Source organism: Jannaschia sp. R86511, assembly GCF_042466345.1.
Lineage (GTDB): Bacteria > Actinomycetota > Actinomycetes > Actinomycetales > JBBAYJ01 > Aquipuribacter.
In genome coordinates this window covers 4,592,117-4,615,982 of the sequence record NZ_JAXHCD010000001.1, presented here as the reverse complement: position 1 = coordinate 4,615,982, position 23,866 = coordinate 4,592,117, and the positions used below count along the sequence as shown (strand labels likewise).

The 23,866-nt window shown below is 75.5% G+C and carries 19 protein-coding genes and 2 pseudogenes; 10 read left to right on the top strand and 11 right to left on the bottom strand.

Annotation, left to right across the window (positions count from 1 at the left end):
• The first annotated feature begins 110 nt into the window (after positions 1-110).
• Positions 111-1,478, top strand: coding sequence for an SWIM zinc finger family protein (locus SJY06_RS21660; protein ID WP_380169600.1), 1,368 nt, complete (start codon positions 111-113; stop codon positions 1,476-1,478).
• Entirely contained in the window at positions 1,475-4,231 is a 2,757-nt protein-coding gene (locus SJY06_RS21655; protein WP_380169599.1) for a DUF6493 family protein, read from the top strand. Before SJY06_RS21660 ends, SJY06_RS21655 begins: the two co-directional genes overlap by 4 nt.
• 72 nt (positions 4,232-4,303) lie before the next feature.
• On the opposite strand, the gene SJY06_RS21650 is transcribed toward SJY06_RS21655, so the two are convergent.
• The 3 genes from SJY06_RS21650 to SJY06_RS21640 form a co-directional block, all read right to left on the bottom strand.
• Positions 4,304-5,533: a DUF418 domain-containing protein gene (locus SJY06_RS21650; protein ID WP_380169598.1), complete on the bottom strand. Its 1,230-nt coding sequence runs from the start codon at positions 5,531-5,533 to the stop codon at positions 4,304-4,306.
• Positions 5,530-6,282 carry a hypothetical protein gene (locus SJY06_RS21645; RefSeq protein ID WP_380169597.1) on the bottom strand — a complete coding sequence of 251 codons (753 nt, stop codon included), beginning with the start codon at positions 6,280-6,282 and terminating at the stop codon, positions 5,530-5,532. The genes SJY06_RS21650 and SJY06_RS21645 overlap by 4 nt, the downstream gene beginning before the upstream one ends.
• A 62-nt stretch (positions 6,283-6,344) precedes the next feature.
• Positions 6,345-7,385 carry an NAD(P)-dependent alcohol dehydrogenase gene (locus SJY06_RS21640; protein ID WP_380169596.1) on the bottom strand — a complete coding sequence of 347 codons (1,041 nt, stop codon included), beginning with the start codon at positions 7,383-7,385 and terminating at the stop codon, positions 6,345-6,347.
• A 163-nt stretch (positions 7,386-7,548) separates the two neighbouring features.
• On the opposite strand from SJY06_RS21640, the gene SJY06_RS21635 reads away from it, so the two are divergent.
• Together SJY06_RS21635 and SJY06_RS21630 are read left to right on the top strand one after the other, a co-directional pair.
• Positions 7,549-8,175, top strand: a complete 627-nt coding sequence (locus SJY06_RS21635; RefSeq protein ID WP_380169595.1) for a TetR/AcrR family transcriptional regulator — start codon at positions 7,549-7,551, stop codon at positions 8,173-8,175.
• A gap of 237 nt (positions 8,176-8,412) precedes the next feature.
• A complete protein-coding gene (locus SJY06_RS21630; protein WP_380169594.1) occupies positions 8,413-12,861 on the top strand; it encodes an FIMAH domain-containing protein in 4,449 nt (1,482 codons plus the stop codon).
• Positions 12,862-12,969: 108 nt separating this feature from the next.
• Here SJY06_RS21630 and SJY06_RS21625 read toward each other — a convergent pair whose 3' ends face one another.
• On the bottom strand, positions 12,970-13,629 hold the full coding sequence (locus SJY06_RS21625; protein WP_380169593.1) for a TetR/AcrR family transcriptional regulator: 660 nt from the start codon (positions 13,627-13,629) through the stop codon (positions 12,970-12,972).
• Positions 13,630-13,679: 50 nt separating this feature from the next.
• Here SJY06_RS21625 and SJY06_RS21620 point away from each other — a divergent pair, with 50 nt between their 5' ends.
• Positions 13,680-14,213, top strand: coding sequence for a dimethylsulfonioproprionate lyase family protein (locus SJY06_RS21620; protein WP_380169592.1), 534 nt, complete (start codon positions 13,680-13,682; stop codon positions 14,211-14,213).
• A gap of 22 nt (positions 14,214-14,235) precedes the next feature.
• Here SJY06_RS21620 and SJY06_RS21615 read toward each other — a convergent pair whose 3' ends face one another.
• The 4 genes and pseudogenes from SJY06_RS21615 to SJY06_RS21600 all read right to left on the bottom strand — a co-directional run bounded on the left by SJY06_RS21615 (position 14,236) and on the right by SJY06_RS21600 (position 18,574).
• Positions 14,236-15,549: a hypothetical protein gene (locus SJY06_RS21615; RefSeq protein ID WP_380169591.1), complete on the bottom strand. Its 1,314-nt coding sequence runs from the start codon at positions 15,547-15,549 to the stop codon at positions 14,236-14,238.
• Positions 15,550-15,631: 82 nt separating this feature from the next.
• Positions 15,632-17,017 (bottom strand): TolB family protein, encoded by a 1,386-nt coding sequence (locus SJY06_RS21610; protein ID WP_380169753.1) that lies wholly within the window; start codon positions 17,015-17,017, stop codon positions 15,632-15,634.
• A 205-nt stretch (positions 17,018-17,222) separates the two neighbouring features.
• Positions 17,223-17,444: pseudogene (locus SJY06_RS21605) on the bottom strand (sigma factor); the annotation flags it as partial.
• Between the two features lie 44 nt (positions 17,445-17,488).
• Entirely contained in the window at positions 17,489-18,574 is a 1,086-nt protein-coding gene (locus SJY06_RS21600; protein ID WP_380169590.1) for an ROK family glucokinase, read from the bottom strand.
• Positions 18,575-18,680: 106 nt separating this feature from the next.
• Between SJY06_RS21600 and SJY06_RS21595 the strand changes: the two genes are divergently transcribed.
• Positions 18,681-19,733: an SH3 domain-containing protein gene (locus SJY06_RS21595; RefSeq protein ID WP_380169589.1), complete on the top strand. Its 1,053-nt coding sequence runs from the start codon at positions 18,681-18,683 to the stop codon at positions 19,731-19,733.
• Here SJY06_RS21595 and SJY06_RS21590 read toward each other — a convergent pair.
• Positions 19,693-20,907 (bottom strand): methyltransferase, encoded by a 1,215-nt coding sequence (locus SJY06_RS21590; protein ID WP_380169588.1) that lies wholly within the window; start codon positions 20,905-20,907, stop codon positions 19,693-19,695. The genes SJY06_RS21595 and SJY06_RS21590 overlap by 41 nt on opposite strands.
• A 69-nt stretch (positions 20,908-20,976) precedes the next feature.
• The gene (locus tag SJY06_RS21585) at positions 20,977-21,387 is read right to left on the bottom strand and encodes a RidA family protein (protein WP_380169587.1); all 411 of its coding nucleotides are present in this window, start codon (positions 21,385-21,387) and stop codon (positions 20,977-20,979) included.
• A gap of 111 nt (positions 21,388-21,498) precedes the next feature.
• Between SJY06_RS21585 and SJY06_RS21580 the strand changes: the two genes are divergently transcribed.
• Complete coding sequence (locus SJY06_RS21580; RefSeq protein WP_380169586.1) at positions 21,499-21,858, top strand: winged helix-turn-helix transcriptional regulator; 360 nt, start codon at positions 21,499-21,501, stop codon at positions 21,856-21,858.
• 6 nt (positions 21,859-21,864) lie between these two features.
• Here the strand turns inward: SJY06_RS21580 and SJY06_RS21575 are convergent, their stop codons facing one another.
• Complete coding sequence (locus SJY06_RS21575) at positions 21,865-22,311, bottom strand: GatB/YqeY domain-containing protein (protein WP_380169585.1); 447 nt, start codon at positions 22,309-22,311, stop codon at positions 21,865-21,867.
• Positions 22,312-22,404: 93 nt separating this feature from the next.
• Here SJY06_RS21575 and SJY06_RS21570 point away from each other — a divergent pair.
• The 3 genes and pseudogenes from SJY06_RS21570 to SJY06_RS21560 all read left to right on the top strand — a co-directional run.
• Positions 22,405-22,602: pseudogene (locus SJY06_RS21570) on the top strand (cold-shock protein); the annotation flags it as partial.
• A 36-nt stretch (positions 22,603-22,638) separates the two neighbouring features.
• Positions 22,639-23,403 carry a cold-shock protein gene (locus SJY06_RS21565; protein WP_380169745.1) on the top strand — a complete coding sequence of 255 codons (765 nt, stop codon included), beginning with the start codon at positions 22,639-22,641 and terminating at the stop codon, positions 23,401-23,403.
• Between the two features lie 150 nt (positions 23,404-23,553).
• On the top strand, positions 23,554-23,826 hold the full coding sequence (locus SJY06_RS21560; RefSeq protein ID WP_380169584.1) for a PLD nuclease N-terminal domain-containing protein: 273 nt from the start codon (positions 23,554-23,556) through the stop codon (positions 23,824-23,826).
• The last annotated feature ends 40 nt before the right edge of the window (positions 23,827-23,866 follow it).

Genomic DNA, 23,866 nt, shown 5'->3' with positions numbered 1-23,866 from the left:
CCTGGGCCGCCGAGGCGAAGCAACCGGGGAGGGTGAACCGGACGGCTGCGCTCGGGTGGTCGTCCCGGAGTGCAGTCTCAAGGCCGACCTCTGGTGACCGATGTGAGGGCGTGACTGCCAGCGGCGCTACCAACGTCCTCCGCTACCGGGCGTCGTCCGTCCTGTCGGGCGACCGACTGGGCCTGCAGACCTCGGGCGGCTGGAACTCGGGCTCGCTCGACAACCCACGCTTCTTCGCCGGGTTCCTCACCGACCCCGAGCAGGCGGCCCAGGGGCTGCTCGCCGTGGCGGCCGTCGCCCGGGCCCGCTACCACGTGCCGATGACGGCCTCCCGGATGGCGTCGATCCTCGACCCGGTGGTGACCAGCGACGGCGCGGGCCTGCGCTTCGAGTCCTTCTCGGCGTGCTGCGGGGTGTACGCCCGCTTCGACGTCTCCGAGAGGGGCCTGGACGGGGAGGTCCTCGACCGCGGGACCACCAACGTCGACGTCAACCCGCCCCTGCAGGCCGCCCTGTCCCGGGTCCGTGGCCGTGAGCCGCTGCACCTGTCCGTCGGCCCAGAGGCCCTGGAGGTGACGACGCTGGACCGGTCCGTCGTGGAGCAGAAGGTGCCCCTTCCGCAGCGGTGGCTGCGGGGTTTCGCCGAGGCTCCCGTGGCCCTCGCGCGCATGACGCCCCGCGGTGAGGTGACCGCCACGGAGGCCCGTCGCTTCCTGCGGTCGCTGCCGCGCTCGGACGCACGGTCCTCGCTGTGGGCGTCGGTCAGCGGCCGTTCACTCACGCTCAGCACGCGGGCAGGTCGTGACGCCGTCTCCCTGTCCGGACCGCAACGGCTGCTGACCCTGGCGCCGCTTCTCCGCTTCGCCAGCAGGATGAGGGTCTACGGCCCGGCGACGGACGGCGGGCCGGCCCCGAGCGCGTGGGAGCTCGAGCTGCCGGGCTCCCGCCTGGTGCTCACCCTGTCCCCGGAGGTGTCGCGGGGCTTCTCCGGGGAGGGCGGCGTGCTCGACGCGCTGGCCGACGACACCGCGGTCACCGACGCCGACCTCGTGGCCGACGTGATGGGCTGGCTGCCGGCGATGACGCTCCTCGAGGTCGCCGCCGCCGCTTCGTTGAGCCAGGAACGGGCGGGACAGGCCCTGGCCGTGCTGGGGACGGCCGGCCGGGTCGGGTACGACACGTCCGACGGCTCCTGGTTCGCCCGGGACCTGCCGTACGACACCGGGGACGCCGAGGCGCTCAACCCCCGGCTCCGTTCCGCGCGCCGGCTCGTGGCCGAGCGCCGTCTGCGCACCGACGGGGACCTCGTGGTGGTCCAGGTCGCCGGCAACCAGCACCACGTCCGAGGCGGTGTCGACGCCGGCCCCCCGTCGTGCACCTGCCACTGGTGGGCCCGGCACCGGGGCGGACGCGGTCCGTGCTCGCACGTCCTGGCCGCACAGCTGGCCGACCTGCTGCCCGCAGGACGGCCGGCATGAAGGAGGACGAGCTCTGCGAGCTGCTCCTGCGTGGCGCCGACGAGGTCCGGCGGTACATGGCCCCGCTGGACGAGCCGGCTCGCCGGGCGATCGCCCCTGCGGTGGCGGAGTTCACGCGGCCGAGCCGGAGCGACCACCTCCGGTCCGAGCTGCGGGCTGCGCTCGCGGTGGCCCAGGCCGGGACGCTGCCCTCAGCCGCGCTGGCCGACGCGCTGCGCCGCGACGTCTGGAGCTGGTACCGGGAGGACGGCTCGGTCCTGGGTCCTCCGCGGGGCGAACCCAGAGAGGGCTGGCCGGTCGTGGGCGCCGTGCTGGACCGTCGACCCCCGTGGCTGCCGGACCTGGTCCAGCGGCTCGCCGAGCACGTCGCGTGGCGGGGGTACGACGGGATACCGGTCGACGTGGTGGAGGCGATCAGGCGCGCCGCGGGCCTGCCCCGGCCGACCGGCGCGGCCTACCTCACCGGGGTCGTCGCCCACATCGGCGGTTCTCCGGGCACCGACCTGCCGCGGCTGCTGCGGGAGGACGACGAGCTGCGCGGGCTCCTGCCCGAGATGCTCGCCACCGGCGACGTCGGCACCCTCATGTCGTGGCGTCAGACCGTCCACGAGCTGGACGGGCATGGAGGCGTCAGCACGCGCCCGGCGCTGCGCGAGCAGACCTGGCCCGGCGCGGTCGCCCTGCTGGTCGCCGAGGGTGCGCTGGACCGCGACCACCTGGTGGGGGCGGCGCTCGACGCCCTGCTGCAGGGCGGTACGCGCGGGCACGTCGGTGGGGTGCTGGCCGTCCACGAGGCCCTCGGCCCCACGACCGAGGACGCCGTGCGCCACCTGGGCGCCTACGTCGCGCTGGTGGCCGACGGGCCCGGGACGGCCGCGTCCGTCGCTCTCCGGCTGCTCCGCGAGGCCGACGACGCCGGCCGGGTGGACCTGGCCACCGCGCTGGACGTCGCCCGGGCGGCGCTGTCCCGTCCGGAGAAGGGCATGGCGACGGCCACGCTGACCTGGCTGCAGCGTCTCGCCCGCCGCTCGCCCGACCGCGTGGACGATGTGGCGGTGGCTGCCGGCGTCGCGCTGCAGCACGAGCGCCGCGACGTGCAGGAGAACGCCCTGGCCGCGCTGGCCAAGCTCGTGCCCCGGTGCCGCGCTGACACGGTCAGGCAGCTGCGCGAGGCCGCGGAGGACACCGCACCCGTGCTGCAGGCGCGGGTGGCCGAGGTGCTCGGCGTACCCGACGACGGGCCCGGCCTCGCCGCACCCGCTGCGCCCGCCGACGCCGGCGGGCTCCCCGGCGACCTCGCGGTCGAGGCCGACCTGGTGGCCCCGGTCCGGGACCTGCGCGACCTCGTCGAGGCGGCCGCCGAGCACGTCGAGACCCATGACCCCCTCGCGGGCGAACGGGTGCTGGACGCGCTGTCGCGGTTCGCCGCGGCCGACCGCGAGGGCGTCCGCACCGCGCTGCGGCCGCTGCGACGACGCCTCGGCTACGAGTCGGCACCGTGGCGCCCGGCCGGCTTCGAGTGGGACCGCAGCGAACGCGGCCCCGTCGAGCGTCTGCTCCGGGAGGTGCTGACGCCGGCCGAGGCCGCGGGGCGGGGGCACATCGCGGAAGGGCTGTGGGGGTGGGCACCACCGGGGGGCATCGACGGCTGCACGGGGGCCCGGGTGCTGGAGCTGGGGGCCCTGATCAAGGGCGCCGTCTCCGGTGCGCTGCTGGCCTCGCCCACCCGCGTCACGGGCGCCGTGGACCCCGGCGCTGCGCTCGACCGGCTGCGCGCGTGGGCGGACAGGGGTCTCGACCCCGGTCCGCTGGACCTTCAGCAGCTGTGGCTGCGACTGCCGCCCGGGAGCGACGGTCTCGCCCAGGACCTCCGGGCCGTCGGGAGCGCTGCGTCGCAGTGGCTCGCGGTTGCGGTCGAGCACGGCCGGCCGGTCATCGAGGTCGTCCCGGCCACGGTCAGGCGTCGGTGCCACCCGTGGAGCACGCATCCCGGCGAGAGCGGGTGCGGTGACGCCCCGGTGGCCGACGTGCTCCGACCAGGCGCTGGAGCCCCCGAGCTGCTCGCCCGCGCGGGTACCGTCACGGTCGGGTCGCGTTCCGGGGGACACGCGACCACCCTCCCCGGACGCGTCGGCGACGTGGGGAGCTACTGGGAACGTGACGGCCTGGCGCGCCCGCTCGAGCTGCTGCTCGCGCTGCCCCAGCACCGGGACGTCGTCGCCGCCCACCTGGTGGTCCGCCTGCTGGAGACCACCGCCGTAGGAGTACCCGGCGTGACGCAGACGCTGCCGCTCCTGCCGCTCGCCGGCGGCCCGACCGGTGTCGGTACCGCTCTCGCGATCGGCTGGTCGGCCGCCGCGGCCGACGCCGAGGTGGCGACCGCCTCGGCCGACGCCATCCGTGGGTTCGCCCGGGCCGGGGGCCTGGACGGTGACGCTGCCGGCGCCACCATCGGCGGGCTGCTCGCCTGGCCGACCGTCTCGCCCGTGCGGGTGGCCCGCACTCTCACGGACGCCGCGCGGGCCGACCCCGCCGCGCAGCGGCTGGTGTGGCAGATCGTGGCCGCGGCGCTCCCGGCGCTCATCAGCTCGGGCCGTCGAGGCACCCTCGACCTCGTGGTCCTCGCCGCCGACCTGGCCCAGCAGACCGGAGCCCGGGGTGCCATCGACGGTCTCGACCAGATCGCCGGGACCGGGCGCACGCGCCTCGCGACCGAGGCCCGTCGGCTGCGGGAGATCCTCGGTCGGGCCTGAGGCCCGCCCGGGCCGCTGCTCGTGCGCGCGAACGCACCGGGGGCACGGGGAGAGGTCTCGCGCTGACCGGCCCTACCCCGCGACCGGAGCCGGCGTGGCGCCACGGCCGTAGGTCAACCGCCGCAGCAGGACCTCGAACGGCCCCCGGCGCCCGGTCGCCGCCATCGCCCACGCGACGGCGACGGTCAGCAGCCACACCGCGACCGCGATCCCGTACGCGGTCGCCGTGCCCATGCCGTCGCCCAGACCCAGCCCCCACGGCGACAGCAGCGGGGCCAGGACCACCGACTGCAGCAGGTAGCAGGTGAGCGACCGCTCGCCCACGGCCGCCAGGACCGCCGGGGCGCCGCGACGGGGCGCGCGGCGCCCGTGGAGCCGGGCCGCCCAGAGCGCGAACAGGCAGACGTAGGCCGCGCCCATGGCCGTGCCCGTCACCGCGTGGACGGCGGACAGCACCCCCGAGGTCACGGCCCCCGGCTCCCAGACGCGGGCCACCACGAGCGCGTACGGCAGGCCGCCGACGACGCCGACCACCGACCCCAGGACCGCGACGCGCCGGAGCACCGGGACGTGCTCCCACGGCCGGTCCAGCAGCCCCGCCCGCGCCATCGCCACCCCGACGAGCATCGGGGCCAGCACGATCATCAGGACCGTGCCGACGGTGATGCCGAGGACCCACACGGACAGGCGCTCGACGACCGAGTCGAGGTATCCCGCCGGTGCCGCCGCGGAGTCCGCCGCCACGTCGATCACGGCGTACACGACGCCCAGCAGCAGCAGGCTGACCGTCCCCCAGGCGACGAGCACACGGGGCCGACGGTTCATCAGCAGCAGCAGGACCAGACCCGTCGCGCCGTAGATGCCGAGGATGTCGCCCTCGAACAGCAGCGCCGCGTGGACCGCGCCGAAGGCGATCAGCAGCAGCTGGCGCCTGCGCAGGACGGAGCGCGACCGGCGCGGCGCCGTGCCCGACTCGGTCAGCCGCCGCGCCATCGTGACGAGGCCGAAGCCGAACAGCAGGGCGAACATCGGTCGCGAGCGGTCGTTGACCAGCAGCGTGACCACGAGGTCGAGCGCCCGGTCCAGCGGGCTCCCGTCGACGGGCCGCAGACCCGGACCGATCTCGGTGCCGTGCAGGTACAGCCCCACGTTGGCCAGGGCGATGCCGAGCAGCACCCCGCCGCGGGCCAGGTCCGGCGCCCACGACCGGCGTGAGGCGGGGAGCGGACCACCCGCGCCGGCCTCGCCGGCCCGGCCGTCGGTGCGGACGGCGGTCGCGTCGTCGGAGTGCTCGTCGCTCATGACCGGCGTCCTTCGACCGCTCGGTCGGTCGTCCGGGCGCGCAGCAGCCGGGCGCCCGTGGCGAGCAACCAGACGAGCCAGGCGGCGAGTCCGGGAAGCCCGACCAAGAGGAGCGCGGAACCGTCTGCGATCGCGAGACCGGCCGTCCCGGCGGCCAGCAGCAGGCCTCCCCCGACCACGCCGAGCACGCCCTGCCACGGCGGCGTCAGCCGACTCGACCACGCCGCGAGCGCGGCCCCGACGAAGGTCGTGCCCAGCGCCGGCAGGGCGAGCGCGAAGGCGGCCGCGTGCAGCTGCCAGGCGAGCTCGAACACCGGGGTCGGCTCGGTCAGCCCCGCGGCGGGCAGCACGGCTCCGACCCACAGCACGGCGTAGAGCGCCCAGACGGCCGAGAGCGTCGCGCCCGCGGCCAGCGCCAGGCGCGACCAGTCCGCCCCCGCGCCGCCGCGCCGCCGCCCGACCAGCCCGTGCAGACCGGCCAGGAACCCGAGCAGCAGCGGTACGTGCAGCGCCTCCTGAGCGACCGCGATCGCGACGACGGTCCGGTTCTGCGCGTGCCAGGCCAGCACGTCCTCGATCGGGTCCCCGTAGCCGGGAGCTCCCGACCAGGCGAAGAGCACGTTCTGGACCGCCATCGACGTGGCCAGTGCGACCGCCGTGGCGCCGACGACCCGCATCGTCGCCACCCCCGCCGTGGCGGTCCCGGCGGCCGGGTGGGTCGCCGCCCCCGGTTGCTGCCTGCTGGACATCTGAGCCTCCTCTCGTCCGAGCCGCGACCGTCGCGACCCGTGCCTCACGGTCATCCGCCGCCTCAGACGGTGACGACGACCTTCCCCCGGGTGTGGCCGGTCCCGACGTGGCGCAGCGCCTCGGCGGCCTCCTCGAGCGGGTACGTGCGGTCGACGACCGGCGTGACCTGACCGGTGGCGACCAGGTCGGCGAGGACGAGCAGGTCCTGGCGCCGGCCCAGCGACACGAAGGGCCTGAGCGTCTGGCGGGAGAACCCGGACAGCAGGCGCGCCGTGAAGATCCGGGGGACGGGTCCGAGCCAGCGGCCGCCGTGCCCGCTGTTGGGGACCAGGGTGCCGGTGGGGGTCAGCGCTCGGCGCACGTCCGCAAGGGGTTGCGCCTCGACGTTGTCGAGGACGACGTCGTAGCGCTCGCCGGTCCGGGTGAAGTCGGTGCTCGTGTAGTCGACGACGTGGTCGGCGCCGAGCGACCGGACCAGGTCGACGTTGCCGGTGCTGCACACCCCCGTCACCTCGGCGCCGAACGCCTTGGCGATCTGCACGGCGAAGGAGCCCACGCCACCCGAAGCGCCGGTCACCAGCACCGTCTGGCCCGCTCGGACCTGCGCGACGTCGCGCAACGCCTGCAGCGCCGTCATGGCCGACGTGGGCACCGCGGCCGCGGCCTCGGCCGAGACCCCGGCCGGCACGGGCACCAGGTGGTCGGCCCGGACGGACGCGTACTCCGCCAGGGCCCCGGCGGTGGCCCAGCCGAACACCTCCTCACCGGGGGCCAGGGCGGAGACGCCCTCCCCGACCTGCGCCACCACGCCGGCGAGGTCCATGCCGGGGGTGCCGTGGCGCGGTCGGCGCAGCCCGAACGCCAGTCGCGCCAGGTACGGCTGCCCGGTCATGACGAAGTGGTCACCGGGGTGCACCGAGGCCGCGGCCACCCGGACGAGCACCCGGCCCCGACCGGGACGCGGCGTCGCGACCTGGGCCGTCTCGACGACGGAGGGCGGGCCGTAGCGGTGCTGGACGGCGGCCCGCATCCACGCCGGCGTGGTCGGCTCCACCCCCGGTACGGGGTGCGCTCCGGCGCCCGGTCGATCGTCGTCCGTCATGAGTTCTCCTCGTGCCGCGTCGGTTCGTACGCTGTACCCGTACGCCGTACTATGAGCGTACGCCGTACGATCGTCAAGCCGTTCCGCCGAAGTCAGGAGATCCGTGTCCGCGAGGGAGCGACGTCAGCCCGCGTCCGGGGGAGGGCTGAGCAAGCAGCGACTGGTGGCCGAGGCCATCCGGCTCGCCGACCGCGACGGCGTCGACGGGCTGAGCATGCGCCGGCTGGCCGGTGAGCTGGACGCCGGCGCGATGTCGCTCTACCACTACGTGGCGAACAAGGACGAGCTGCTCGACGCCATGATCGACGTGGTGTTCGAGGAGATCGAGCTGCCGGCCGAGGGCACCGACTGGCAGTCCGCGATGCGACGGCGCTCGGAGTCCGCCCGGCGGGTCCTCGCCCGCCACCCGTGGGCGATCGGTCTGATGGAGTCCCGGACCTCGCCGGGGCCCGCGAACCTGCGCCACCGCGAGGCGGTCACCGCCTGCCTGCGCCGGGCCGGCTTCTCGGTCGTGATGGCGACGCACGCCAACTGGCTGCTCGACGTCTACGTCTACGGGTACGCCCTGCAGGAGGCCGCCCTGCCGTTCGACACCGCCGACGAGCTCGCCGCCATGGCCGAGGACGTCTACCTGCCCCAGCTGCCGCCGGACGAGTTCCCCTACCTCAACGAGTCCGCCGCCGGGTTGGTCGCCGCCGGCTACGACCCGGCGCAGGAGTTCGACTTCGGCCTCGACCTCGTCCTGACCGCGCTGGAGCCGCTCCGGACCACCGCGTCCAGCCAGACCTAGGTCGACCAGCTCGGCCGCTGCCGCGGGATCGTCCCGGCCGTCTGCGACCGGACCGGTGTGGCGCGGGCCAACGTTCGGGTGCGCGCCGCCCGCCGGACGCGTTCTGTTCACCTGGGCGTACCCGGGCCGTGTTGCGTGGGGGCGACCAGCCACCCAGCGTTCCGAAGGTGCCCTATGCCGTTCCATACCGGATCTCGTCAGCGGAGGTCCACGTCGGCCGTCCTCACCACCGTGGCCGTGGCGGCCCTGGGTACCGGGGCGGGGGCGGTCGGCGCCCAGGCCGCCGTGGCGCCGCCCCTGCTGGTGGTCACCGAGATCGCCCCCGACAACGCCGGCTACGACGACTTCGAGTTCGTCGAGGTCACCAACACCGGCACGGTCGACGTCGACGTGTCGGCCGACCCGGCCGGGCTGGCGTACACCTACGTGGACTCCGACGACCGGACGCGCGACGTGCCCCTCGACGTCCCGGCGGGGACCGTGGTGCCGGCCGGCGGCACGACGGTGTTCTGGCTGTCCTACACCAGCTCGACGGTGGACAGCTTCGCGCGTTCCGAGCAGGAGTTCCGCGACCACTGGGCCGGCGTGGGGGAGCCCGCGGCCGACTACCCGCTGGTGCGCGTGACCGGTCAACCGGGGATGGCGAACGGCGGCGGTCGTGGCATCCGCGTCGGTGACGGAACCGGGGCCACGAGCTGGTCGTACTACCCCGCCGGGTCGGTCGCGGTGGACGCCACCGCGCACTTCCGCGTCGGCGCCGACGGTGCCGCCGCGACCACCTTGCTGCAGGGCCAGGGCCGGCCCACGCCGGGGGCGGTCTCCCCGGAGGCGCAGACCCCCGAGCCGAGCCCGGACCCGGAGCCCAGCCCGGAGCCCGAGCCGAGCCCGGAGCCCGAGCCGAGCCCGGAGCCGAGCGCGGAGCCCGCGCCGGCCGGCACCCCGCTGCTGCAGGTGACCGAGCTCCTGCCGGACAGCACCAACGTGGGGACGGCGGATGGCTACGAGTTCATCGAGGTCCACAACGCGAGCACCGAGCCGGTCGACTTCGGCGACTTCACCCTCGACTACCTCTACCCGGCCGCCGACCTGACCAACACCAACGTCGTGCAGTGGCCGAGCAGTCCCCGCTCCGTGGTCGTCCCGCCGTCCGGGACGCTGGTGCTCTGGGTCAAGAACGGGCAGAACGACGCCCTCACCGACGCGGACTTCAACGCCCAGTTCGGCACCGAGCTGACCATGGGCACCGACCTCGTCGAGGTGTTCACCGCCGGCATGGCCAACGGCAGCCCGCGCGGCCTGCAGGTCGTCACCAACACCGGCTTCGCGGTCAGCACGGCCTACTACAACCTCGACGGCGCCGACGACACCGCGGCGGACCAGGGCATCCGGTACGGCCTCGACGTCGAGAACCCGGGCCGGCAGCGCCTGCTCGGCCTGGCCCCGGCGTCCCCCGGCTCCGTCACCGCGGACCAGGTGCCCACGGCACCCGTGGTCCCGCCCGCGGGACCCGACGCGCCGGTGGTCGAGGACCGCACCGCGGACCAGATCGACCCGGCGCAGGACTTCGCGGTCGACGTCACCGTCACCGACGACGTCCAGGTGCGCACCGTGACCCTCGAGCTCGGCAGCAGCGCCGACGACGAGACGCAGTCGTTCAACCTCGAGGCCGAGGACGGTGACCGCTACCGGTACGTCGTCCCCGTCGTCGACCTCACCGGCAAGCGGTGGCTGGAGTACCGGGTCGTCGCCTCGGACGGCACACGCACCACGGCGACCGAGGTGCGCCGCGTCTCCGTCGCCGGTGTCGACGCCAGCCCCGTGCGCCTGGACCTGCAGGAGGGCCAGTTCGTGGCCGGCACGACGCGGCTGTCCGCCGCGGGGGACGACCACCCGGTCGCGCTCGAGCTGAGCGTGGACGGTGCCGTGGTCGGTCCGACCACCCCGTCGCTGGAGGCGGCACCGGTGTTCGCCTTCGAGGCCACCGCCACCGACGCGTTCTTCCGCAACGGGGTCCTCGTGGGCGAGGAGGTGCTCCACGTCTTCGACGAGGGCTTCTACGCCGAGGAGGTGACCGTGGCCACCGAGGTCCCGCTGCGGCTCGTGGAGCAGGGGCAGGACACCGTCGTGAGCATCTACGCCGGCACCAAGGCGTGGCCGCAGATCGACCCGGTGGAGAACAACGACGACTTCCAGGTGCGCAACCTGCGCCTGGTCCTGCCGGACGGGCGCACGCTGCGCCCGTCCGGTGCCGGCGGCGTGGACCCCACCCAGTGGCTCGCCATGGGCGACAGCGCCGGCAAGCTCGACTTCGTCGACGCGGTGTTCGAGCTGCCCGCGGACGCCTTCACCGCGATCGCCCACGACTGGGACACCACCGCGCTGCCCGACGGTGAGCACGTCGTCACCGCGACCGACGGCAGCACCACGGTCAGCCGGACCGCCCGGGTGGACAACACCGCACCCGCCATCACCACCGCGCTGGAGGACGGGCGTCGGTACCAGGGCGAGATCGTCGTCGACGCCCAGGCCACGGACGCCGGCGCCGGGGTCGCGTCGCTGACCGCACAGCTGGACGGGGAGGACGTGGCGCTGCCCCACACCACGTCGTCGCTGGACCTGCCGGCGGGCGAGCACCGCGTCGTGCTGACCGCCCGGGACGAGGTGGGCAACTCCAGCACCCGCGAGGTCGTCTTCACCACGCCGGAGGAGCAGCCGACCGGCACCGTGCTGAGTCCGGCCGACGGGGCCACCGTCGAGGCCGGCGACGTCGAGCTCCGGGCGCTGGTGGAGGACCCGGTGGGCGACGTGCTCGACGTCGAGCTGCGTGAGGGGTACCGCTACGACGTCACCGACGCCGAGGTCACGGCCTACAGCGGCGAGACGGACGTCGCGGCCGGCACGGACCGCGGGGACAAGGTGCTGCTCACCGAGGCCGACCTGGCGGCCATGGTCACCGACGACGGCGTGGACACCGAGGTCGCCTCGGACGACGCGTTCCCGTACCAGCTCTTCGAGGTGGCTGTGCCGGAGGGCGCCGGCGCGGGGACGCAGGTCCGGATCGGTTGGGACGGCCGGGCGAACCCCGACGCCAAGGTCCTGCTGCACGTGCTCGATGTGGCGACCGGGTCGTGGCAGGAGGTCGACCGGGAGCTCACCACCGGTGACCGTCCGACGGACATCACCCTGGAGGCCACCGTCCCGGTGGCCGACCACAGCGCCGACGGTGTGATGACGGTCCTCGTGCAGCACTCCGAGGGCTTCGCGGGGACCGACCTGAGCGACCGCGACAGCGACGTCGAGCCCGCGCACGTGGACGACGTCCCCCGCTCGGACTACGACTTCACGATCGGCTGGGAGTCGGACACGCAGTACTACAACGAGACGTTCTACCAGCGGCAGCTCGACATCCACGACTACTTCCTGGACCGCCGGGACGAGCTCAACCTCCAGTACGTCATCCACACCGGTGACATCGTCGACGACTGGGACCAGGAGTACCAGTGGCTCAACGCCGACCCGGCGTACGCCGCGTTCGACGACGCGGGCCTGCCGTACGGCGTGCTGGCGGGCAACCACGACGTCGGCGGGGCGCAGGAGGACTACGGGCCCTACTCGCGGTGGTTCGGCGCCGACCGGTTCGCGGCCAACCCCTGGTACGGCGAGTCGTACCAGGACAACCGCGGCCACTACGACCTGGTCACCGCGGGTGGGGTCGACCTGGTCCTGCTGTACCAGGGCTGGGGCGCCGGTGACGAGGAGATCGCCTGGATGAACGACGTCCTGGCCCGCTTCCCCGAGCGCAAGGCGATCGTCAACCTGCACGAGTACATGCTGACCAACGGTGGGCTCGGGCCGATCCCGCAGCAGATCCAGGACGAGGTCGTCGCCACCAACCCCAACGTCATGATGGTCACGGGCGGGCACTACCACGACGCCTTCACCCGGACCGACGACTTCGACGACGACGGCGACGGGACGCCGGACCGCACCGTCACGCAGATGCTCTTCGACTACCAGGGCCTGCCGGAGGGCGGTCAGGCGTTCCTGCGCCTGCTGCACTTCGACAACGAGGGCGGCCGGATGATGGTCCGGACGTTCTCGCCGTACCTCGACCGGTACAACTCCGAGGACCCGGCGCTGGACCTGGTGCACCAGGAGTTCGACGTCTCCTACGCCGACCTGGGCATCACCCCGCGGACCAAGGTGCTGGCCACCGACGCCCTGAGCGTCGAGGTGCTGACCGACCGGACCATCGTCGCGTCCTCCGACGTGGCCAGCGGCACCGAGATGAGCGGCACCTGGACCGACGTCGGTGTCGGCGAGCACTCCTGGTACGTGCTGACGAGCGACGTGCACGGTGCCGTCGACCGGTCCGCGGTCGCGACGTTCACGGCGGTCGAGGCGCCGGTCGAGGAGCCCGACGCGCGCGAGCAGCTCGGCCTGCTGCGCGACGCCCTCGAGGCGCACATGGACTCCGGCGAGGTGTCCAGGCCGGTCGGCCAGCGCATCGACACCGAGCTCCGAGTGGCGGAGCGTCACGTGACCGGCGGTCGTCCGGACCGGGCCGTGACGCCGCTGCAGAAGGCGGCGGACAGCCTGGCGGGGGCGAAGGGCGACCAGGTGACCCCGGAGGCGCGGGCGGACCTGGCCCGACGCCTCCAGGAGGTCATCGTCTCGCTGTCCTGAGTCCGACGCCGACCCGCGGGAACGGCTCCCCTCCGGCAGCAGCGGGAGGGGGCCGGCCCCGGGGGTGGGCGTCTGGTCAGCTGGGACCGCGGCGGCGTCGGCCGACGCTCAGGGCCACCGGAGCAGGACGCGCGACCACAGGTCGACCAGGTGGGCCGCGACCGCGGCGTCGTCCCAGCCGCGCTGCCGGAGCAGGCCGTAGTACTCGGCGCTGTTGGTCGCCCAGACGATGTCGGCCACCGTGCGGTCGTCCAGGTCGTCCCGCAGCTCGCCGGTGGCACGCAGGTCGTGGGCGAGCAGCAGCATGTTGGCCGCCCGGCGTTCCACAAGGCCCCGCCAGGCGGTCGCGCACCCGGGGTCGGTGGCGGCGGCCTCGCGCAGCGCCTCCTGCAGCGGCGCGAACACGGGCAGCAGGTGCCCGAGCGCCTCGGCGTAGACGGCCAGCTTGGCCCGGGCCCCGGGGGTGGACCGGATCCGTCGGACGTAGTCGCGCTGCTCGGCCGGCAGGGGCTCGTCCCCGCTGGCCAGGACCATGTCCACCACGGCGCGGGCCAGCTCGGGCTTGCGGCCGACTGCGGCGTAGACGGTGTCGACGGCGACCCCCGCCCGGCGGGCGACGTCGGTGACCGTGGTCGCGGCGTAGCCCTGCCCTGTGAACAGCTCGCGCGCGGCCCGCAGGACGGCGCTGCGCGTGGCGGCCGCCCGCTGCGACCGGACGGTGGAGCGGTACGCCCGCGGCGCCGGATCGCCGTTGACCGGTGTCGTCACCCGGTCTAGCCTACATTCATCCGAAACGCATTCTGGTGAACTGAGGCGCCATGCCGACCACCGACACCCACACCCCCTCCGCCCCGGTCACCGGCCGCCTCGTCCACCACCGGGCCGGGACCGCCCCGTCGACGTGGGCGATGGGCTCGCTGTTCGAGCACCTGCTGCACGACGAGGACAGCGCCGGTCGCCTGGGCGTCGCCCTGGTCACGCAGCCGCCGGGGGTCGCGTCCCCGCTGCACCGGCACAGCCGCGAGTCGGAGGTGTTCTTCGTGCTCTCCGGGACCATGACGTACCGGGCCGGTGACGACGTGCTGCACCTGGGTGAGGGGGACTTCGTCCACCTGCCGCAGGGCATGCCCCACGCCTTCCGCGTCACCGGCTCCGAGCCCGTCCGGTTCCTGGGGCTGGCCGCGCCCGGTCGCCTCTTCCACCTGTACGAGGAGGTCGGGGTGCCCGCCGCGGAGCGCCGGCCCCCGGGCCCCGACGGGCCGAGCGCGGCGGAGGAGGTCCCCCGCTGGAACGCCGTCGCCGGCCGCTACGGGCTGGAGGTGCTGGGCCCGCCCCTGCCCGAGGACGCCTGAGGGCGGCGGGCGGCGCGGACACCTACAGGTACTGGCCGACCGGCACGTCGTCCGCCGGCTCCGGCACCGTCCGCGGCGGCACGGCCACCGTCACGCCGGGCCGCGCGGCGTCGAGGAAGTGCCTACCGGTGGACGGGCACCGGAACAGCGTGACGACGTCGCCGCAGCCGTGGACGTTCCCGGCCGGGTGCAGGTGCGCGGTCAGGTAGCGGCGTGCGGACGGGCCGCGGAAACCGACCGTCCCGTAGCAGCGGCAGGTCCGGTCCACGACCGCCCGGTTCCGTTCGTCGGCCGCTGCGCCCAGCCGTCGTGCCACCCACCGCCTCGCACCCACCAGGGCCGCGGGCACCAGCAGGGTGGCCGCGGCGACGCCGGCGTACTCGACGCCCGTCGGCTCGCCGCTGCCCGTGAGGGCGATCCCGGCCCCGAGCCCCAGGACTCCCCCGACCGTGGCCAGCAGGCCGTCGACGGCGGGGATGCGGACCTGGGCGGCCGTGCCGGACCGGTGGGCGCGCAGCAGGTCGGCGGTCACCGGGTCCCGGTCGGGGCGGCGCACGAAGCGGTGGTAGAGCCAGGACGTCCCGGCCGCCACCAGCGCGCCGGGCAGGGCGAACAGGGCGACCAGCGTGACGGTGAGGACGACGGCGCCGCCGAGCTCCGCCCAGTCGCGGGCGTCCCGCGGGGGGACGACACCCTTGGCCAGGGCGCGCCAGCGTCTGCGGTCGGACCCGGGCGTCGCCAGGTGGCTGCCGACGACGGCGAGCTGGACCGCCGCGTCGCGTCGACCCGCGGCCAGCAGCAGGCCGACGGCCCTCGCGCCCGCCTCGGCGTCACCGAGCGACTCGCAGTGCCGGCACAGGGCGTAGGCGTCGGCCGGGTCACCCACGCCGGCGAGTCCCGCCGCCACGACGGTCAGCAGGTCGGTGTCCAGCGGGTAGGCCGAGGGCAGGGACGACCCCGCGGACCCCACGACGTCGAGGGCGCCGACGCCGGCGGCGGCCCGGACGACGAGGCGGTCCACCGCGGCGGAGGCGCTCAGCGTGCCGGCGCCCTCGATGACCTTCGGCAGGGCGGTGCCGATCCCGTGCACGGCCGCGAGCACCGAGGACAGCCACGCCACCAGGTCGGGGTCGACGGGCCCGGGGTCCTCGCGCAGGCGCGTCAGCGACGGGGTCGCCTCCTCGGCTCGGCCTCCGGAGAGGGCGAGCAGGGCGCGGTCGAGGTCCGCGGCCGCCGAGTCGTCCCGGTCGAGGGACAGCGCCTCGCTGACGCACCCGGCGTCAGCGAGGCTGCGGGCCCAGGCGGCGGCGTCGGCGTCCATCTCTCGAGCGGTCACACGCGCTGGTCGGCCTCGCCGGCGACGCACTTGAGAGCGCTCACCCGGGTGCCGCACGGCCGACCGGACCACCCGACGGTGCTCACGACGACGAGGGGTGCGGTGACGAGGGCCCGGCGGCCGGTCCCTCCTGGCGCCGCCGACGCCACCGGAGGGCGAGGGCCGGCACGAGGAGGACGGCCAGCGCGGTGCAGAGCTGCAACCAGACCGGCCACGGCCCGCGGTCGACCTGTCCGCCGGGCTGCACCTGCAGCTCGGGCAGCAGGGCCGTCGCCAGCTGGAACCGGCTGACGGCGAAGTTGCCGTCGGTGGGCACCGTGGTGAGCCGTCGCTGCTGCCCGTCGGCCAGGTCGACCTCCACCACCCGGAAGTCGCCCTCGCCCTCGTCCGTGACGGTCGCCGCCAGCACCAGCCGGTCGGGCGCGGTCCAGCCGAGCACGTCCTGCTGCAGGCCCGCGTCGGCGGGCACGGTCCGGACCACCTCCGGCTCCCGCCCGGTGACGTCCAGCAGGTCCAGCCCGCCGTCGGTCCTCGTCACCACCAGGCGCCGGCCGTCCGGGGACCAGGCGGCCGGGCCGGCGGCCGGGCGGGAGGTGCCCAGGTCGCGGGTCCGTGACGTGGTCGTGCCCACCACCTGCGACCCACCGCCCGGGCGCTGCACCAGGACCTCCGAGCCGTCCGGCGCGAACGCCATCACCTGGGCCGACCCGCGTCCGGGCAGCGTCCGCACCTGTCCTGTCGTCAGGTCCAGCAGTCCCGGTTCCCCGGAGGCGGCGCGTCCGCTGTGGGGGTTGGTGGGCTGCTCGTCCGCCAGGTAGGCCAGCCAGCGGCCGTCGGCGGACCAGGCCACCGGCAGGACGCTGCGGGCGTCGGGGACCGCGTGACGCACCACCGCCCCCGTGGTGAGGTCGAGCAGGGCCACGTCGGCGTCCCGGGCGCTGTAGCGGCCGACGGCGACCTGCCGGCCGTCCGGTGACAGCAGCATGGGGGCCGGGTCGCCCTGGCTCTCGCCCCCGGCGCGGCGCTCGGCCAGGTCGACCCGCCGGTAGGTCTCACCGTCGACCGACATCACCAGCGCCTGCGGGAAGTCGATGAGCTCGACCCCGAACCCCTGCTGGTACAGGGCCAGCGCGGGGCCGGGAGGCGAGGCCCGGACGGAGCCGGTGAGGTAGGAGTACCCGGCCATGCGGGCCGGTACGACCGCCCGGGGCGACGGCTGCTCGGTGGCGCTGTCGCTCCCGGACCAGCCCGCGACCTGCAGCAGCCGGTCCGGGACCGACGGCCACAGCGCGGGGACGCCCAGGACCACGGCGACCAGCGCGGCCGCCGCGGCCGCGCTCGCCGCGCGCCGTCGCCGCAGCCTCCGGCGGCCACCGGCGCGCACCTCGGCCAGCAGCTCGGGGGGTGCGGCCAGGTCGGCTCCGGCCCGTCGCAGCCGGGCTGCGAGCTGCTCGCCGTCCGTGGTCATCGCGTCCCCCTCGGGTGGGTCGGGTCCGGCTCGCGCAGGAGCTCGCGCAGCCGGTGCATCGCGACTCAACCACGACCGCCCGTTGCCGGGCGGGCAGCTTGGCCAGCGCGCGCACGAGCCGGTCACGCTCGGCGTGGGCGTCGCCGGCGTCGACCACCACGGCGTCGTGCTCACCGGTCAGGCGGGCCTCCGGTCGCCGTGACCGGTTGCGCCAGCGGTTCCCGGCGCCGTGCACCAGCGCCCGCCGGGCGTAGGGGAGCGGGTCCTGCACGCGGGGCCAGGCCACGAACATGCGCTCCAGCACGTCCTGGAGCAGGTCCTCGGCCGCGCTGCGGTCGCCGGTGAGCAGGTACGCGGTGCGCAGCAGCCGCGACCCCGACCCGGCGACGAACCGGTCGAAGTCGGCGCCGCGCTCACGGCTGCCCATCGTCACCCACGCCCTTCATGACACCGCGCTCGGCTCCGGGGTTGTCAGGACGGCCCTCGGGGGTCGGCGGCGCGGGCCTGCTCGCGGCGGTACCTCGCCCGGGCCAGCCGCCGGGCGAACGGGCGGGCCAGGTCGGCCACCCCGACCACCCCGGCGTCGTTGCCCAGGCTCGCCGCGACGAGCTCGGCCTCGGGTCGGAAGCCGCGACCGGTCAGCGCCGCGCGGAACGCCCGCCGGGTCGGGGCGAGCAGCAGGTCGCCGGCCTCCGAGACGCCCCCGCCGATCACCACCCGCCCCGGGTCGTAGGCCGCGACGAGGTTCGCCACCCCGACCCCCAGCCACTGCCCGACCTCGGCGAACAGCTCGGCCGCGGCCGGGTCACCCGAACCGGCGACGTCGGTCACCAGCGGTCCCGTGATGCCGTCGACGTCACCCCCCGCGGCGCTCAGCAGGGCGTGGGCCATGGGGGAGCCGCTGGCGGCCAGCGACCGGGCCTCGCGCACCAGCGCGTTGCCGCTGGCGTACTGCTCCCAGCACCCCCGGTTGCCGCACTCGCACCGCCGGCCGCCGGAGACCACCTGCATGTGCCCGAACTCCCCGGCCAGGCCGAACCGGCCCCGCTGCAGGACGCCGCCCTGCAGGACCGCCCCGCCGATGCCCGTGCCGAGGTTGACGACGACCAGGTGGTCCTCCCCGCGTCCGGCGCCGAAGCGCCACTCGCCCCAGGCCGACGCGTTGGCGTCGTTCTCGACCACGACGGGCAGGCGCAGGCGCCGGTAGAGCGCGTCGCGCAGCGGCTCCCGCCGCCACGACAGGTGCGGCGCGAACAGCACGGTGCGACGGTCGGCCGCGACGAAGCCGGCGGCGGCCACCCCCACGGCGTGGACCCGGTGCCGACCGGCGAGCTCGGCGACCGCGTCCAGGATGGTGTCCTCCACCACCGAGGCCGCCGTGCTGCGCCCGGGGGTGTCCCGGCGGGTGCGGTCCACGACCACCCCGGCCGCGGTCACGCAGCCGGCCGCGATCTTGGTGCCGCCGATGTCGACGCCCACCGTCAGGACGTCGGCGGAGAACCCGCCGCGACCCCGGCGCTCCGGCGCTCGGCCGTGCCTCGCTGATCGGTCGGCCACGGTGGCAACCTAGCGCTGCGGACCGGCTCCGACCTGCAGGGACGACACCACCGGGGGTGGTCTGGTTACCATGACCCGTTCCCCTGCCGCCCATCCCGGAGTACTCGTGAGCCGAGGCCGTCACCGCGTCGCGCCCGTTCGGCGACCCGTCGCCCGCCCGGTCGTGGCCGTCGCCGTCGCCGCGACGATGCTGTCCGGACCCGCTCTGCTGGCCATGGTCCCGCCCGCCCCGGACACCGCCCCGACGGTGGCGGCGCCCAGCACGGCCGGGCTGGCCGAGGCCCTGCAGCTGTCCGCCGTGGCGGCGCGCGACGAGGCGCAGGCCAGCCGCGGCCAGGTCCGCTCGACCCCGCCCACCGTCGAGGCCGAGCCGTCCGTCGCGCCGTCCGCCGAGCCGTCCGCCGAGCCGTCGGCACCCGCGTCCGCGGAGCCGGAGCCGGAGCCTTCCGAGACGCCCGAGCCCGCCGCGCCGCCCGAGGTGGTCGGCCAGCTGTGGGCGACCAGCGACGTCAACGTCCGGGCCGAGGCGTCGGCCGACTCCGAGCGCGTCGGCTACCTCACGGCGCTGGACCAGGTCGACGTCACCGGCACGACCGAGGACGGCTGGACCCAGGTCGTGCTCGAGGACGCCGTCGGCTGGGTCAACGACGCCTACCTGTCGGACAGCGAGCCCGAGCCGGAGCCCGCCGCCGACCCGGACCCGGAGGCGGGCGCCGCCACGGCGGCCGGCACGTCCGACGAGCCCTGCGCCATCAACCCGGGGATCGAGTCGGGTCTGACCGGCAACGCCCGCGCCGTCTACCGCGCCGTCTGCGCCGCCTACGGCGGCTCGGTCTCCGGCTTCGGCGGCCTGCGTCCCGGCGACGGCGGCGACCACGGCAGCGGCCGCGCGGTCGACGTCATGGTCTCCGGCGAGGCCGGCTGGGAGATCTCCCGGTTCCTGCAGGACCGCGCGGGCGAGCTCGGCATCACCTACCTGATCTACGAGCAGAAGATTCTGGATGGCCGGCAGCGGGTCGTGGGAGCAGATGGAGGACCGTGGCGGCGCCACGGCCAACCACTACGACCACGTCCACGTCAGCGTCGGCTGAGGCCCCGTCCGGCCGCTGCGGGCCGGCTCACGCGGCCGTGGCCGTCGCCTTGTAGAAGGTGTAGCTGAACACGCCGTCGGGCTCGGCGGTGCGCAGCAGGTCGGAGATCCCGGCGTCGAACCGGTGGGGGCTGGTGAGACCGGCGGCGAGGGCCGGGGTGCGGACGCCGGCGACCATCGCGGTGAAGGTCCGGCGGACGAACCCCTCGGCCAGGTCGGGACGGCTGCCGTCCACGTACACCTGCCGGGGGGTCACCTCGACGTCGGCGAAGCCGGCGGCGGTAAGCAGCGGGTAGAGCCGGCGGCCGATGTCGGGGTCGCCACCGGCCGAGCGCTGCAACCGGGTCTGGCACGCGATGGCCTCGTGGGCGGCGGGGCTGTCGGGGTGGAACGCCGTCGAGCCGTGGTCGCCCTCGATGACGGTGAGCGTGCCGCCCGGCCGCAGCAGGCGGCGGGCGCGCCGCAGGGCGTCGTCGGGCGCGGTCAGGTGCTCCAGCACGAAGCAGACGACGACGTGGTCGTGGCGGCCCGCGGCCAGCGGTCCGTCGGGGCGGGGCAGGTCGAACAGGTCGGCCTCGACGAGGCTCACCGACCGGTGGCCCGCCGCGTGCAGCCGCTCCCCGGCGGTGCGCAGCGAGTCCGCCGAGCGGTCCACGCAGGTCAGCCGGACGCCGGGGCTGCGGCGCAGCAGCTCGAGGCTCTGGGCCCCGACACCGCAGCCGAGCTCGAGCACCGAGGTGTCGGGGGCGAAGCTCGTGTCGTGGTGCAGCAGGTCGGCGAGGGTCCGGGCCTGGTCGCCCAGCCGGTGCCCCTCCGTCTCGTGGTAGCCGTGCACGTAGTCGTCTCGCAGGACCATGGCCCTGACCACCTCCATCAGGGCGGGCCCGGCCGGGCCCGCCTCGTCCGAGCCGACCTGGTCGAGCGCGGCCGCCAGCCGGTCGCGCAGGGCCGAGCGGCGCCTCAGGTCCGCGTCCAGCAGCCGCAGGTGCTCGGCGAGCAGCCGCTGCGTCGCGCCGCTGTCACCGTCCAGGAGCGTCGCGACCTCGGCCAGCGACAGACCGGTGCGGCGCAGCGCGACCGCCCGTGCGACCCGGGTCACGTCGTCACCGGTGTAGCGGCGGTGGCCCGAGCCGGACCGGGACGGGCTGACGAGCCCGACCGCCTCCCAGTGGCGCAGCACCCGGACCGACAGACCCGTCGCCCGCGCCACCTCACCCACGGTGAGGTCGGTGGGCGCGGGCACCTCCGAACGGTAGGACCTGACACCGTGTCAGGGGCAAGGCCCGGGCGCAGGCGTCGTCCGCTCGTGCCCTCAGTCGAGCACCGCGGTGGCCTCGACCTCGACGAGCACGTCGGGCTCGAACAGGTACGCCACGCCGATGAGCGAGGCCGGCGGCATCGGTCGGGGCAACCCGAGCTCCTCGGTGACCCGCTCGACGCCGGCCATGAACGGCCCGATGGCCTCCGGGGTCCAGTCGACGACGTAGAACGTCAGCCGCACCACGTCGGCGAACCCGGCGCCGGCGGCCCGCAGCCCGACGGCGGTGCTGCGCAGGGCGTCGGCCACCTGGCCGGCGAGGTCGCCGGGGGACGTCGGTCGGGATGCGGCGTCGCGGGCGATCTGACCGGCGACGTGGACCTGACGGGTCCCGGTCCCGATCGCCACGTGGTGGTACGGCACGGGTTGCATCAGCTCGGGCGGGCTCAGCAGCTGGACGGTCATGGCACTCCTCGGTAGGTCCGGGCAGCGGGTCGGTCGGCGACCACCGTCTCCCCGGAGTGGTATGCCAGTGATACCTGGTGTCGAGAAGGAACTTCAACGAGACTAGGTGTCGTGCCGGAAACCACCCCCACCACCCTCGACCTCGCCGCACCGCACCGGGAGCTGCTGGACCAGGTCCTCGACAAGTGGTCGCTGCAGGTCCTGGAGGAGCTGTGCGAGCGGCCCTGCCGGTTCAACGAGCTGCGTCGTGCCGTCCCGGCGGTCACCGGCAAGTCCCTGGCGGCGACGCTGCGTCGGCTGGAGCGCAACGGCATCGTGACCCGCGCGGTCATCAGCTCGCGGCCCGTGGCCGTGGAGTACCGGATCAGCGCGCTGGGCAAGACCCTGCGCGAACCGGTCGACGTCCTGCTGCGCTGGAGCGAGACGCACCTGGCCGAGGTGGAGGCCGCCCGGGACCGCTTCGACGGCTGAGCCGGGTCAGGCCAGCCGGGCCCGCACCAGCGCCGCCACCGCCCCGCCGTCGGCGCGGCCGGCGACGCGACCGTTGACCGCCTTCATCGCGGCGCCCATCTGCGACCGCTCCGTCAGCCCCTCCGCGGCCAGGACCTCCTCGACCAGGGCGGTGAGCTCCTCCTCGGTCAGCGGCCGGGGCAGGTAGGCCTCGAGGATCTCCGCCTCCGCGTCCTCGGCGCCGGCGAGCTCGGCCCGCCCGGCGTCGGCGTAGACCCGGGCGGACTCCCGACGCTTCTTGGCCTCCTTGGCCAGCACCGCGCGGGCCTCGTCGTCGGTCAGCGTGCGCTGCACCTTGCCGGCCACCTCGGCCTCCCGGATCGCGGTGAGGACCATCCGGATCGTGCCGACCTGCTGCGTCCGCCCCGCCCGCAGGGCCGCGGTCAGGTCCGCTCGGAGCTCGTCCACGAACATGTCTGTCCCCTCGTCGTCGGTCCGCCGGAGCGCGGTGGCCGCTGCGTCAGCGAGACTAGGCGCACCACCCACCCACCCGACTTGGAGTTTCACGTGCCCCAGGGGACTGTCCGCTGGTTCGACGCCGACCGGGGCTTCGGGTTCCTCGCGCCGCAGGACGGCAGCGAGGACCTGTTCGTCCACGCCTCCGAGATCGTCGGTGACGGTGGGGCCCGGCTGCTCCGGGAGGGGCAGGCGGTCGAGTTCGAGGTCGGCGAGAACGACCGCGGGCCGCAGGCGCGCCGCGTCCGGGTCACCGCCGACACGGCCCCCGACGCCCCGCTCGGCGTGCTCGGGACCGTCGCCTGGTACGAGCCGGGCAAGGGCTACGGGTTCGTCACGCCGGACGACGGCGGGCCCGAGGTCTTCGTGCACAGCTCGGCCGTCGTGGCCGGGGCCGTGGTCACCGAGGGGCAGCGCGTCGCGTTCCTGGTCGTCCCCGGCGAGAAGGGGCCCCAGGCCGAGCACGTGCTGCCGCTGGCCGCCGCCGCCGCCGCCACCGCCCCGGTCGCCGCGGCGGACGGGGCCGACGGCACCGTGTCCTGGTACGACGAGGACAAGGGCTTCGGGTTCATCACCCCGGACGTCGGCAGCGAGGACGTGTTCGTCCACGTCCGGTCCCTGGCCGGCGGGGTGGCGCTGCTCGCCGAGGGTGACCGCGTGCGCTTCGACGTCGTCCAGGGCGACCGCGGGCCGCAGGCCCGCGACGTGCAGCCTCTGCGCGGTGCGGCCGGTCGGGACGCGGCCGGGCGGGACGCAGGCGGACGGGGCGCGGGCGGGCGGGGCGCCCCGGAGCGGGGTCGGCCCTCGCGGCCGTCGGGCCGGGACGTCCCGGACCGGGGGGCGCCGGTGCGGGGCGGCGAGGGCGTGGTCGCGCGCTACGACGCCGAGCGCGGGTTCGGGTTCATCACCCCCGACGCGGGTGGCGCCGACCTGTTCGTCCACGTGTCGTCCCTGAACGGCGCCGACGCGCTGCTCGAGGGCGACCGGGTCCGGTACAAGGTGCGGCAGAGCGACCGCGGCCCGCAGGCCGACCGGGTCGAGCCGGCCTGAGCCGGGGGTCGGGTGGCGCGCCGGTACGCCTGACGGGCGACGTCGCCTGCTGAAAGCAGGCGAAACACCCTCCGGCGACGCCCGCCCACTGGCACCCTCGTCGGTCGGGGGCGAGGGACGCCCACCGGTTGGGGGTCCACCGTGCTCCGCATGCTGCCGACGATCCTGGTCCTGGGGTTCTCGCTGTACTGCTTCCTCGACGTGCTGCTGCACCCGTCGGACGACCCGCGGGGTCTGCCCAAGGCGCTGTGGGCCGTCATCGTGCTGTTCTTCCCGGTGGTCGGCGGGGTCGCCTGGCTGGTCATGAAGGGCCGCGAGCCGCGCCCACGATCCACCTGGCGGATCGGCGGCGGCTTCCCCGAGAGCGAGCGGCCGCGGGGGCCGGAGGACGACCCGGACTGGCAGCCGCGGCCTCAGGGCTGAGGCCGCGGCCCGTCGGCCCGGACGCCGCCGCCCTCCGGCG

Coding starts and splice junctions, on each gene's coding strand:
- SJY06_RS21655 (WP_380169599.1), top strand. CDS start 1,475: ATGAAGGAGGACGAGCTCTGCGAGCTGCTCCTGCGTGGCGCCGACGAG.
- SJY06_RS21645 (WP_380169597.1), bottom strand. CDS start 6,282: ATGTCCAGCAGGCAGCAACCGGGGGCGGCGACCCACCCGGCCGCCGGG.
- SJY06_RS21585 (WP_380169587.1), bottom strand. CDS start 21,387: ATGACCGTCCAGCTGCTGAGCCCGCCCGAGCTGATGCAACCCGTGCCG.
- SJY06_RS21640 (WP_380169596.1), bottom strand. CDS start 7,385: ATGACGGACGACGATCGACCGGGCGCCGGAGCGCACCCCGTACCGGGG.
- SJY06_RS21620 (WP_380169592.1), top strand. CDS start 13,680: ATGCCGACCACCGACACCCACACCCCCTCCGCCCCGGTCACCGGCCGC.
- SJY06_RS21650 (WP_380169598.1), bottom strand. CDS start 5,533: ATGAGCGACGAGCACTCCGACGACGCGACCGCCGTCCGCACCGACGGC.
- SJY06_RS21610 (WP_380169753.1), bottom strand. CDS start 17,017: ATGACCACGGACGGCGAGCAGCTCGCAGCCCGGCTGCGACGGGCCGGA.
- SJY06_RS21575 (WP_380169585.1), bottom strand. CDS start 22,311: ATGTTCGTGGACGAGCTCCGAGCGGACCTGACCGCGGCCCTGCGGGCG.
- SJY06_RS21560 (WP_380169584.1), top strand. CDS start 23,554: ATGCTGCCGACGATCCTGGTCCTGGGGTTCTCGCTGTACTGCTTCCTC.